The following is an 11,501-nucleotide window of genomic DNA, read 5'->3' on the forward strand; positions in this document are numbered from 1 at the left end:
CGAGGTGTCGTCAGGCCGCGTTCACCGTGAGCTTGACGTGCGCGGTGACCGCGTCGTGCAGCTTGACACCCACGGTGTGGGTGCCGACGGACTTGATCGGCTTCTCGATCCGCACCGAGCGGCGGTCGACGGACGGCCCCCCGGACTTCTTGATCGCGGCAGCGACCTCGGCGGCCGTGACCGACCCGAAGAGCTGGCCGTTCTCGCCGGCCCGCTCGGTCAGGGTGACCTCGAGGCCCTCGATCTGGCCGCGCACCTCGGTGGCGTGGTCGAGGCCACGGATCTCGCGGGCGTCACGGCTGCGCTTGATGCCGTCGATCTGCTTCTCGCCGCCACGCGTCCAGCGCAGGGCGAACCCGCGGGGCACGAGGTAGTTGCGGCCGTAGCCGTCCTTCACCTCGACGACGTCGCCGGCGAGTCCCAGGTTGTCCACGGCGGCAGTGAGGATGAGCTTCATCGTCGTCCCCCTTCTCAGCGAGCCGTCGAGGCGTACGGCAGCAGCGCGACCTCGCGGGCGTTCTTGATGGCGATGGCGACCTTGCGCTGGTCCTGGACGGACAGCCCGGTCACACGGCGGGCGCGGATCTTGCCACGCTCCGAGATGAACTTCCGCAGGGTCGCGGTGTCCTTGTAGTCGATGATCTGCCCCTTGCGCAGGGGGTTCGACTTCTTCTTGATCGGCTTCTCGCGCTTGCTGGAGCGATCGCGGTCGTTGGCCATTGTGGTGCTCTCCTTCCGAGCCCGGCTGCGGTTCTGCCCGCGAGCCGGAATGGTCCGTGTGGTGCTGGTTCATGCCTGTCGTCCGGCGTGCGCCGGACGAAGGCTGGGTCGATCAGGCCGTGCTGGCCGTACTGGCCGTGCTGATCAGAACGGGGGCTCGTCGTTCTGCGGGGTCGCCCACGGGTCGTCCCCGCCGCCGGACTGGCCGCCGCCGGACTGCCCGCCGCGCGAGCCGCCGCCGGAGTTGCCCCCGCCGCCGGTCGCCCAGGGGTCGCCCCCGAACGAGCCGCCGCCGCCGGAGTTGCCCCCGCCGCCGCCCGAGGGACGGCCGCCGCCGCCACCGCCACCACCGTTGCCCCCGCCGCCTCCGCTGGAGGTGCGGGTGACCTTGGCGGTCGCGTAGCGCAGCGCCGGGCCGATCTCGTCGACGTCGACCTCGAAGACCGTGCGCTTCTCACCCTCGCGGGTCTCGTAGCTGCGCGACTTCAGCCGTCCGGAGACGATGACGCGCATCCCCTTCTGCAGCGACTCGGCCACGTTCTCGGCAGCCTGACGCCAGACGGCGCAGCTGAGGAACATGGCGTCACCGTCACGCCACTCGTTGGTCTGCCGGTCGAACGTGCGCGGGGTGGACGCGACGGTGAAGTTCGCGACCGCCGCCCCCGAGGGGGTGAAGCGCAGCTCGGGATCGGCCGTCAGGTTGCCGATGAGCGTGATGGGTGTCTCGCCTGCCATGGGTGCTCCGTGTGTCTCGTGCGTCGTCCGGGGATCAGCTCAGGTCAGAGTGCCAGTCGGGACTGACATCTGGCCCGTCGCGTGGTGGACCTGTGGACAACGCCACCACGCGAGAACGGCCTGTGGATCGACGATCAGTGCGCGTCGGTGCGGATGACCTTCGTGCGCATGATCGACTCGTTGAGCGTGAACTGACGGTCGAGCTCCTTGACGTCAGCCGGCTCGGCCGAGAGGTTGAGCACGACGTAGATGCCTTCGGACTTCTTCCGGATCTCGTACGCCAGACGGCGCCGACCCCAGACCTCCAGGCTGTTCACCGTGCCGTTGGCCTTGGTGATGACGTTCAGGTGGTTCTCGAGCGTCGGCTGGACCTGACGCTCGTCGGTGTCGGGGTCGAAGATGACCATGACCTCGTAAGGGCGCATCGCGAACTCCACCTCCTCTGGTCTCTGCGGCCACGGGACGTCCCCGTGGCAGGAGGGCGATTGCTTGACCCGAGCCCCATCGAGGGGCCGGGCCGAGGCACCGCGCGGACGCGGCACCAGCCGACCAAGATACCCGTCACGTGCGGTTGAGGGCCAATCGCACGGCGGCCCCGGCGTCGGGGGCCGCTCAGAGGGTCAGGCTGCACTCGACGAGGGTGTGCCGCACCTCCATGCCGAAGCGCTCGTAGAGGCCCAGCGCACCCGTGTCCCCGTTCGTGTAGAGCGCCAGCCGCGGCACCCCGCGCCCCCGCGCGGCGACCGCCGTCCGGGCCAGCAGCTCGCGGGCCAGCCCCCGTCGCCGGTGCCCCTCGTCGACCGCCACCTGCGGGACCCAGGCCTCGGCATCCGACGCAGACCCGCCGCCCGGGGCGGGGTCGATCACCAGGCAGACGCCGACTACCTCGTCGCGCCAGGTCACGATCCGGCCGTGCTCGAGCGTGAGGTCCGCCCGGTCGACCGTGCCGGCGCGCCAGTCGGCGTACGTGCGCCGGAAGCCGTAGCGCGCGAAGGCCTCGCTGATCACGGTGTAGGCGGCGGGGACGTCGGGCTCGGCCAGCGGACGGACCGCGTAGCCGTCGGGGAGGTCCTGCTCCTGCACCGGAGTGTTGGGGTCGAGCCGGAGCATCCACCCGGTGCGCTCGACGGTCCAGCCACGCGCCTCCAGCCGGGCCCGGCCCTCGTCGTCGGTCGCGGGGAGGTCGCGTCGCAGCTTGTCGAGACCGCGCCGACGCGCCTCGGTCTCCCAGCGGTCCAGGACCGCGTCCTCCAGCCCGGCCCCGGCCCAGTCCTGGCGTACCGCCAGCTCGACCTCGGCCGCCGCACCGAGCGTGCCGAAGGCGACGAGCTCGCCGTCCTCGTCCCAGCCCTCGCTGTCGGTCGCCAGGTCGAAGGCCGGCGCCTCCCAGGCAGAGCGCACGTCCTCCACGCCCAAGACCGGCTCGCCGAACCATTGGCGGTCGTACGCCTGGAGCAGGTCGACGACCGCCGCCAGGTCGGACCGCTCGAGCGGTCGGGCCGTGATCATCCGTGACCTCCTGGGGTGGCCGGGAGGCGGGTTCCCCGGTCCAGATCAAGATTGGATCACGATGGGAAGGGCCTGTTGATAACGCCTTGGACGACCTGCTCAGCCGCTACGCTCGCTGCCCTCAGTCGTCCGAGACCCACAGGAGAACAGCCATGGCCTACTACCAGGCCGCGCCCCCGCCCGCCGCTGCGGACCCGAACCGCACCCTGACGATCGTCGGGTTCGTCCTCGCGTTCCTGTGCAGCCTGGCCGGGCTGATCATCAGCATCATCGCGTACAACAAGTCGAAGGCCGTCGGCTACAAGAACAACCTGGCCCTCGCCGGCATCATCATCGCCGCGGTGCTCATGGTGCTGAGCGTCATCCTCAACGCCACCGGTGCGCTCGCCGGCATGTACGGCACCGGCACCAACTGACGTCTGCCCGCGGCGGGACCCGACGTCGGGTCCCGCCACGGTCATGCCCCCACCCTCACGAGGTCGTCTTGAGCACCTACGCACCCCACCCCCACGGCGGCCCCGACGCGAGCCCCGGCACCGATCTGACGCTGCCGGACTACGCGATCGGCTTCACCGGCGCGGTCCGCCGCGGCTTCAAGAAGTACGCCACCTTCACCGGTCGCGCGAGCCGGGCCGAGTTCTGGTTCTGGTACCTCTTCGTCGTCGGCGGCGCCCTGGTCCTCGTCGTGCCGGGCGCGGTCCTCGCGACGGCGACCGCGTCCTCCTCCTCGGACGGCGCCCCGAGCCCCGCGGCCGCGGTGGCCTTCGCGCTCGTCGGGGTCTTCTACCTGGCGGTGCTGCTCCCGACCATCGCCGTCGCCTGCCGCCGCCTGCACGACGCGGGCTTCAGCGGGCTCTTCCTGCTCCTCGGCCTGGTGACCGGCCTCATCCCGCTGATCATGTGCATCCTGCCCACCTCGCCGAACGCCGTCCGCTACGGACCGCCCGGCCAGCCGCAGCCGTACGGCCTCCCGTACGGCGGCTACGCACCGCAGCAGGGCTACGCGCCCCAGCAGGGCTACGACGAGCAGCCGCGCGGCTGAGCCGTCCGAGCCCGCGGCTAGCCTCGCGGTCATGACGGACCTGCAGGCCGGCGCCCACGGCGACCAGCTCGACCCGGTCGCGGAGGCCCAGGCCCGTGACGCCCAGCTCGCGCAGTTCTTCCTGGGCGACCCGCAGGCGTGGAAGGGGCCGCAGGTCGCCTTCGAGGGCGGTGCGCCGGCGCTGCGCCAGGCCGCGACGGACGCGGGCATCGCGCTCTACGTCCACGCCCCGTACGTGCTGAACGTCGCGACCACGAACAACCGGATCCGGATCCCGAGCCGCAAGTTCCTGCAGCAGCACCTCGACGCGGCCGCCGAGATCGGCGCCGCCGGGCTCGTGGTGCACGGCGGTCACGTGCTCAAGGCCGACGACCCGGCCACGGGCATCGACAACTGGCGCAAGTGCGTCGAGCGCCTCGACCTCAAGGTCCCGCTGCTCATCGAGAACACGGCGGGCGGCGACAACGCCATGGCCCGCCACCTCGACCGGCTCGACCAGCTCTGGGACGCGGTCGAGGACGGAGACGGCGCCGGGGTCGGCTTCTGCCTCGACACCTGCCACGCGCACGCGGCCGGCGAAGACCTCGACGGTCTCGTCGACCGGGTCCGTGCGATCACCGGCCGGATCGACCTGGTCCACGCGAACGACTCCCGCGACGCCGCCGGCTCAGGGGCGGACCGGCACACCAACCTCGGCGAGGGCCAGGTGGATCCCGACGCGCTGGTCGCGATCGTCCGCGAGGCCGGCGCCCCGGTGGTCGTGGAGACCCCGGGCGGCGTGGACGGCCAGTCGGCCGACCTCGCCTGGCTCCGGGCCCGGCTCGCCGCGACCGGCTAGGGACGACTAGGGCGCCGTCAGCGTCAGCGGTGCGTCCCGGGTCCCGCGCCCGAACACGCAGAGGAAGTAGGCGTCGTCGTCCGGCGACGCGCTCTGGGCCGGGATGCCGTACACCTCCCAGTTCGTACGCCGCTGGCCGGCGGGGAGCATCGAGTTCACCAGCTCGGCCGTGCAGGTCGCCGTCGCCCCCGCGTCCTCGTCGATCTGCGACTGGCGGATGGCCGGCGACGCCAGGGTCCCGGCCGCGAAGGTCTGGTAGATGTGGCTGCGGTCGCAGCCGGCGGGCGACGCGACCGTGAGCGAGTCGAAGGCCGAGGTCAGGCTGCCCCAGCACTGGGGCGGCTCGGGCGCGCACTGCGCCGGTCGACCTACGGCTCCGCTGCAGTCGCTGAACCCGGCGAGGAGCGCGGCCGACGGGCTGGCCGCGGCGCTCGAGGCGACGTCCGTCGACGGACCGGTGGCCGGCACCGGGCCGGCCGCCACACCTCCGCCACCCGAGACCGCGACGGCGAGTGCCACCACGAGCAGCAGCACCAGACCCGCCGCCGCCAGGACCGGCCAGCGCCGCCAGGAGGGCGTCGTGGTCGGGCTCGCGACGGGCTCGGCCGCCGGGGCCGCCGGGGCTGTCGCAGGCGCCGGGGGCTGCGGGGACTGCTGGTCCACGAGCGGCTCGTCGAGCTGCGGCAGGACGGGCGTGGCGGGCGCGCCGAGCGGCAGCGCCGCCAGCCGGTCCCGGAACGTGGCCGCCGTGGGCCGGGACGAGGGGTCGTCGTCCAGCGCCTCCATGAGGACGTCCATCAGGGCGGGGTCGACGTCGGGCAGGCGCTCGACCGGGTCGTCGAGGTGGGCCATGACGACCTGGGCCGCGGTCAGGTCGGGCTCGGCGTCGCCGGGGTCCACGGCGCGGGGCGCGTGGCCGCAGAGCAGCGCGTAGAGCGTGGCGGCCAGGGAGTAGACGTCGCCGCTCGCGGTCGGGGTGTGCGGGGCGAAGGCCTCCGGCGGGGCGTACGCGGGGGTCAGGGCCTCCAGCCGCTCCTCGAGGTCCATGCCGTCGGTCATCACCGCGAGCCCGAAGTCGGCCAGGCCGGCGTGCCCGTACTGGTCGATGAGCACGTTCGCGGGCTTCACGTCGCGGTGCAGCACGCCCTGGTCGTGGGCGGCGGCGAGCGCGTCGGCGATCCGGACGCCGAGGTCGCGCACCCACTCCTGGCTCTGGCGGTTCTCCGGCGTCAGCCGCCGGGTGAGCGAGCCGCCGGTGCACAGCTCCATGACGAGGTACGGGCGGTCGTCGTCGAGCAGCCCGGCGTCGTGGACCGTGACGATGCCCGGGTGGCTGGACATCCGGCCCGCGGCGCTCGACTCCCGCAGGAACCGTTCGCGCTCCTCGGGGTTGTCGAGCTTGCGCGTGATGATCTTCACCGCGACCTGGCGGTCGAGCGACTGCTGGTGAGCCTCCCAGACCACGGCGAAGCCCCCACGGGCGAGCGGTCGCCAGTCCGTGAGTCCCCCGAGTCGCGGCGTCTTCACCACCCGGACAGATTAGGTGGAACCGACCGGAGGTGTTTCCGACCAGGGACAAACCGCAGCGGAAACTGAGGCTGGATATCCGTTCTCGCCCTCGTCGGGCTCGCCCCGTAGCCTCTCGTCCCGTGAGCCGCAGCGTCTACGTCGCGTCGTCCGAGGGCCTGACGGGCAAGTCGGCCGTCGCACTGGGCCTGCTCGACGCCCTCGTCCGCGAGGTCGGCTCGGTCGGGGTGTTCCGTCCCCTGACCACGGTCGGCGCCCACCCCGGGGCGGGCGAGCGCGACCTGATCGTCGAGCTCCTCGTGTCGCAGCCCGGCGTCGAGCAGACCTACGACGAGGCGATCGGCGTCACGTACGACCTCGCCCGCGAGGACCCGGACGAGGCGCTGCACGAGATCGTCGAACGCTTCGGCCGCGTGAGCGAGCGCTTCGAGGTCGTGGTCGTGCTCGGGTCGGACTACACCGACGTCTCGACCGGCACGGAGCTCTCCTTCAACGCCAAGATCGCCGCGAACCTCGGCGCCCCGGTGGTCCTCGTCGTCCACGGCCGCGGGCGCACGCCGAGCCAGGTGCAGGCCGCGGCCGAGAGCGCGCTGACCGAGCTCCGCGCCAACCACGCCACCGCCGTCGCGGTCGTCGCCAACCGGGTCGAGCCCGACGAGCTGGAGGCCGTCCGCGAGGCGCTGGCCCACTCGACGGACCTGCTCAGCGCCGCCCTCCCGGAGAGCGCGCAGCTCTCCGCGCCGACCTTCGCCGCCCTCGTGGAGGCGGCCGACGGCCACCTGGTGCTGGGCAGCGAGGCGTGGACCGGGCGCGAGGCCATGGGCATCATCGTGGCCGCGATGAGCCTGCCGAACGTGCTCTCCCGCCTGCGCCCCGACGTCGCGGTCATCGCCCCGAGCGACCGGACCGACCTGATCCCCGGGCTGCTCCTCGCCCACCAGTCGGGGACGTTCCCGACGCTGGCCGGGATCCTGCTCACCGGCGGCTACGAGCTGCCCGAGACGATCCGCCGCCTGACCGACGGCGTGCAGTCCGACCTGCCGATCGCGCTCACCGACCTGGGCACGTTCACCACGGCCGAGCGGCTGCTCCGGGTGCGCGGCCCGATGAGCAAGGACTCGCCGAACAAGATCGAGACGGCCCGGCGCCTGTTCTCCGAGCAGGTCGACCAGGCCGCGCTGCTGGCCGCGATCGACGTCTCCGCCTCCGAGGTCCGCACGCCGCTGATGTTCGAGCACCAGCTCATGGAGCGCGCGCGGTCCGACCGGAAGCACATCGTGCTGCCGGAGGCCGGCGACGACCGGATCCTCACGGCGGCCGACATCCTGCTGCGCCGGGGCGTGGCGGACCTGACGCTGCTCGGCGACGAGAACACCGTCCGCGCCCGGTCGTCGGCGCTCGGGCTCGACCTGGACGCGGTCACGGTCGTGTCCCCCACCGACCCGGCGCTCGTGGAACGGTTCGCGGCCGCGTACGCCGAGGCCCGGGCCCACAAGGGCATGACGCTCGAGCGGGCCCGCGAGGTCGTCACCGACGTGTCCTACTTCGGCACGATGATGGTCCACCTCGGCCTCGCCGACGGCATGGTCTCCGGGGCCGTCCACACCACGGCCCACACGATCCGGCCGGCGCTCGAGTTCGTGAAGACGAAGCCGGACGTCAGCACGGTCTCCAGCGTGTTCCTGATGTGCCTGGCCGACCGGGTCCTGGTCTACGGCGACTGCGCCGTGATCCCCGAGCCGACGACCGAGCAGCTGGCCGACATCGCGATCTCCTCGGCCGCGACGGCGCGTCAGTTCGGCATCGACCCGCGCGTCGCGATGCTCTCCTACTCCACCGGCAGCTCCGGCTCGGGCGCCGACGTGGAGAAGGTCAGGGCGGCCACCGCGCTGGTCGCGGAACGGGCCCCCGACCTGGCCCTGGAGGGACCGATCCAGTACGACGCCGCCGTCGACCCGGACGTCGCCCGGACCAAGCTGCCGGACTCCGCGGTCGCCGGGCACGCGACCGTCTTCATCTTCCCGGACCTCAACACGGGCAACAACACCTACAAGGCCGTCCAGCGCAGCGCCCACGCCGTCGCGATCGGCCCGGTGCTGCAGGGGTTGAACAAGCCCGTCAACGACCTGTCGCGCGGAGCGCTCGTGGAGGACATCGTGAACACCGTGGCCATCACCGCGATCCAGGCGCAGGACAGCTGATGGCCGCGGAGAGCGCGATCCTCGTCCTCAACGCCGGGTCGTCGTCGCTGAAGTTCCAGGTGGTGGTCCCCGAGACGGCCGACGTGCTGACCAAGGGCCTCGTCGAGCGGATCGGCGAGGACGGCAGCGACGTCCCCGACCACGGGGCCGCCATGGGCGTGGTCACCGACCAGCTCGCCGAGGCCGGCGTGGACCGTACGGGGCTCCGCGCGGTCGGGCACCGCGTCGTGCACGGCGGGCCGGACTTCTCCGACCCCGTGCTCGTCGACGACGCCGTGATCGCCGACATCCGCGACCTCGTGCCCCTCGCGCCGCTGCACAACCCCGGGGCCCTGGCGGGCATCGAGGCCGCGCGGGCCGCGTTCGACGTGCCCCAGGTCGCGGTCTTCGACACGGCCTTCTTCACCTCGCTGCCGGCCGCGGCGTCGACGTACGCGATCCCCAAGGACGTGCGCGAGCGCCACCGGGTGCGGCGCTACGGCTTCCACGGCACCTCGCACCGCTACGTCTCGCGCGCGGCGGCCACTTTCCTGGGCCGACCGCTCGACTCCTTCAGCCAGGTCGTGCTGCACCTCGGCAACGGCTGCTCGGCCTCGGCGATCGCGGGCGGCGTCGCCATCGACACCTCGATGGGGCTCACGCCGCTGCAGGGTCTCGTCATGGGCACCCGGTCCGGGGACATCGACCCCGCGGTCTTCTCGTTCCTCCATTCCGCCGCGGGCCTCGAGGTCGCCGAGATCGACGCGATGCTGAACAAGCGGTCCGGCCTCAAGGGCCTGGCCGGGGTCAACGACTTCCGTGAGGTGCTCTCGCGGGCCGACGCCGGGGACGAGGACGCCGGGCTGGCCCTCGACGTCTACGTCCACCGCCTGCGTCACTACGTCGGTGCCTACACCGCGGTCCTCGGCGGGCTCGACGTCCTCACCTTCACCGCCGGCGTGGGCGAGAACGCACCGGTCCTGCGGGCCCGGGTCCTGCAGACCCTCGGCCGTCTCGGGCTGTCGGTCGACCCGGGGCGCAACGAGGCCCCGTCGCGCGAGGCCCGCGTCATCTCCCCCGACGGCTCGCCCGTCACCGTCCTGGTCGTGCCCACCAACGAGGAGCTCGAGATCGCCCGCCAGGCCGCGGCGCTGCTCGACGGGCCGACGTGAGCAGCGGCCGCAGCGGTGGATCGGCTAGCGTGACGACCCGGCAGACACGAGCGGAGCGAGGACAAGCATGCGCAAGGTGATCCTGGGCCTGGGGCTCGCGATCGGGATCGTCGCGCTCGGCGTCGGCATCTTCGGGCTGGCCACCACGCCGTACGACCACGTCGTCCCGGTGCCGTACAAGATCGTGAGCTTCGGGGCCGTCGCCATGATGGGGACGCTGCTGATCCTCGTCATCGCCTTCGCCCACGGCACCCGCGCCGGCGACCTCGACTGATCCTCGCCGCTCCGTAGGGTGGGGCGCATGCCCACAGCCCTGGTGACCGGCGGGACGTCCGGGATCGGCGCGGCCTTCGCCCGCCAGCTCGCCGCCCGCGGTGACGACCTCGTCCTCGTCGCTCGTGACGGGGAGCGCCTCGAGGCCTCGGCCGCCGAGCTGCGCGCCACGTACGGCGTCGCCGTCGAGGTCCTCCCCGCCGACCTCGGTGACCGCGACCAGGTCCTCCGGGTCGCCGCCCGCCTGGAGGACAGTTCCCGGCCCGTGGACCTGCTGGTCAACAACGCGGGCTTCGGCGTCCACCACCGCCTGACCGACCCCGACCCGGCGCCGCACGAGCACGCGATCGACGTGATGGTCACCGCCGTGCTGGTCCTCGGCGGAGCGGCCGGACGGGCCATGCGCGAGCGCGGCCACGGAGCGATCGTCAACGTCGCCTCCACCGCCGGGTACATGGCGATGGGCTCCTACTCGGCGGTCAAGGCCTGGGCGATGACCTACTCGGAGTCGCTCGCCAACGAGCTCACCGGCACCGGCGTGACCGTGACGGCGCTGGCCCCGGGCTGGGTGCGGACCGAGTTCCACCAGCGGGCCGACATCCGGACCTCCTCGATCCCCGCGCCGCTGTGGCTGGACGCCGACGCGCTCGTCGCGGAGTGCCTGGCCGACGTGGCCCGCGGCGCGGTGGTGTCGATCCCGTCGCGGCGCTACCGGGCACTGATGTTCGCGGTCCGGCACGCGCCGCGTTCCGCGGTCCGGGCCGCCTCGCGCCGGCTCTCCTCCAGCCGCCACTGACCCGTCCCGGCATCCGCGCGGACCTCCGCGACGAACCGTCCGTGTCGCACCCGCGTGAACGGGGCGTGAACGCACAAGTCCGATAGGGTGATCGACGTGTCGAGCCGAAGCCGCTACACCTCGCCGGTCATCGCCGGCGCCCGGTTCGTGGCGCAGCACGGGCTGCTCAAGCCCTTCATCTGGCACAAGGCCGACGTCACCGTCCTCGGCGCCGAGCGCCTCGACGGGATGCACGGGCCGTACGTCGCCGTCTCCAACCACTCGAGCCATCTCGACGCCCCGCTGATCATCGGCGCGCTGCCGGGCAAGCTCGGCCGCTACGTCGCCGCCGGTGCCGCGGCCGACTACTTCTTCGACGTGTGGTGGCGCAAGGGCCTGACGGCGCTGTTCTTCAACGCGTTCCCGGTCGACCGCTCGGGCCTGCGCGGCCGACGCGGCCTCGCGACCAGCCTGCTCGACGACGGCGTGCCGCTCCTGCTGTTCCCCGAGGGCACCCGTTCGCGGACCGGCGAGATGGGCAACTTCAAGCCCGGCGCCGCCGCCCTCTGCATCAGCCGTGACGTGCCCTGCCTCCCGATCGCGCTCTACGGCGCGTCCGAGGCGATGCCCTACGGCAAGACCTGGCCGGGCAAGGGCAAGCCGCCCGTCTACGTGAACTTCGGCGAGCCGATGCGGCCCGACGACGGCGAGTCCGTCATGGGCTTCTCCA

14 protein-coding genes are annotated in these 11,501 nt (G+C 72.7%); 8 read left to right on the top strand and 6 right to left on the bottom strand.

Going from position 1 to position 11,501, the window contains the following annotated elements:
• Positions 1-10: 10 nt before the first annotated feature.
• The 5 genes from rplI to FHX39_RS19160 form a co-directional block, all read right to left on the bottom strand.
• On the bottom strand, positions 11-457 hold the full coding sequence (rplI, locus tag FHX39_RS19140; RefSeq protein WP_183342220.1) for a 50S ribosomal protein L9: 447 nt from the start codon (positions 455-457) through the stop codon (positions 11-13).
• Positions 458-471: 14 nt separating this feature from the next.
• Positions 472-720: a 30S ribosomal protein S18 gene (rpsR, locus tag FHX39_RS19145; RefSeq protein ID WP_183342222.1), complete on the bottom strand. Its 249-nt coding sequence runs from the start codon at positions 718-720 to the stop codon at positions 472-474.
• 144 nt (positions 721-864) lie between these two features.
• Positions 865-1,455, bottom strand: a complete 591-nt coding sequence (locus FHX39_RS19150) for a single-stranded DNA-binding protein (protein WP_183342224.1) — start codon at positions 1,453-1,455, stop codon at positions 865-867.
• A 134-nt stretch (positions 1,456-1,589) separates the two neighbouring features.
• The gene (gene rpsF / locus FHX39_RS19155) at positions 1,590-1,880 is read right to left on the bottom strand and encodes a 30S ribosomal protein S6 (protein WP_183342226.1); all 291 of its coding nucleotides are present in this window, start codon (positions 1,878-1,880) and stop codon (positions 1,590-1,592) included.
• Positions 1,881-2,067: 187 nt separating this feature from the next.
• The gene (locus FHX39_RS19160) at positions 2,068-2,964 is read right to left on the bottom strand and encodes a GNAT family N-acetyltransferase (protein WP_183342228.1); all 897 of its coding nucleotides are present in this window, start codon (positions 2,962-2,964) and stop codon (positions 2,068-2,070) included.
• Positions 2,965-3,116: 152 nt separating this feature from the next.
• Between FHX39_RS19160 and FHX39_RS19165 the strand changes: the two genes are divergently transcribed.
• The 3 genes from FHX39_RS19165 to FHX39_RS19175 all read left to right on the top strand — a co-directional run bounded on the left by FHX39_RS19165 (position 3,117) and on the right by FHX39_RS19175 (position 4,844).
• The gene (locus FHX39_RS19165; RefSeq protein ID WP_183342230.1) at positions 3,117-3,380 is read left to right on the top strand and encodes a hypothetical protein; all 264 of its coding nucleotides are present in this window, start codon (positions 3,117-3,119) and stop codon (positions 3,378-3,380) included.
• A gap of 68 nt (positions 3,381-3,448) precedes the next feature.
• Complete coding sequence (locus FHX39_RS19170) at positions 3,449-4,006, top strand: DUF805 domain-containing protein (protein WP_183342232.1); 558 nt, start codon at positions 3,449-3,451, stop codon at positions 4,004-4,006.
• A 31-nt stretch (positions 4,007-4,037) separates the two neighbouring features.
• A complete protein-coding gene (locus tag FHX39_RS19175; RefSeq protein WP_183342234.1) occupies positions 4,038-4,844 on the top strand; it encodes a deoxyribonuclease IV in 807 nt (268 codons plus the stop codon).
• 6 nt (positions 4,845-4,850) lie between these two features.
• Here the strand turns inward: FHX39_RS19175 and FHX39_RS19180 are convergent, their stop codons facing one another.
• Positions 4,851-6,374: a serine/threonine-protein kinase gene (locus tag FHX39_RS19180; RefSeq protein ID WP_183342236.1), complete on the bottom strand. Its 1,524-nt coding sequence runs from the start codon at positions 6,372-6,374 to the stop codon at positions 4,851-4,853.
• Positions 6,375-6,493: 119 nt separating this feature from the next.
• On the opposite strand from FHX39_RS19180, the gene pta reads away from it, so the two are divergent.
• From pta to FHX39_RS19205, 5 genes are all read left to right on the top strand, one after another.
• Positions 6,494-8,572, top strand: coding sequence for a phosphate acetyltransferase (gene pta / locus FHX39_RS19185; RefSeq protein WP_183342238.1), 2,079 nt, complete (start codon positions 6,494-6,496; stop codon positions 8,570-8,572).
• Entirely contained in the window at positions 8,572-9,723 is a 1,152-nt protein-coding gene (locus tag FHX39_RS19190; protein WP_183342240.1) for an acetate kinase, read from the top strand. The genes pta and FHX39_RS19190 overlap by 1 nt, the downstream gene beginning before the upstream one ends.
• A gap of 67 nt (positions 9,724-9,790) precedes the next feature.
• Positions 9,791-9,997, top strand: coding sequence for a hypothetical protein (locus FHX39_RS19195; RefSeq protein ID WP_183342242.1), 207 nt, complete (start codon positions 9,791-9,793; stop codon positions 9,995-9,997).
• 27 nt (positions 9,998-10,024) lie between these two features.
• On the top strand, positions 10,025-10,792 hold the full coding sequence (locus tag FHX39_RS19200; protein ID WP_183342244.1) for an SDR family NAD(P)-dependent oxidoreductase: 768 nt from the start codon (positions 10,025-10,027) through the stop codon (positions 10,790-10,792).
• Between the two features lie 96 nt (positions 10,793-10,888).
• On the top strand, positions 10,889-11,501 hold a 613-nt coding region (locus tag FHX39_RS19205; RefSeq protein ID WP_183342246.1), incomplete at its 3' end, for a lysophospholipid acyltransferase family protein.

This window comes from Microlunatus antarcticus (genome assembly GCF_014193425.1).
Classification (GTDB): Bacteria; Actinomycetota; Actinomycetes; order Propionibacteriales; family Propionibacteriaceae; genus Microlunatus; species Microlunatus antarcticus.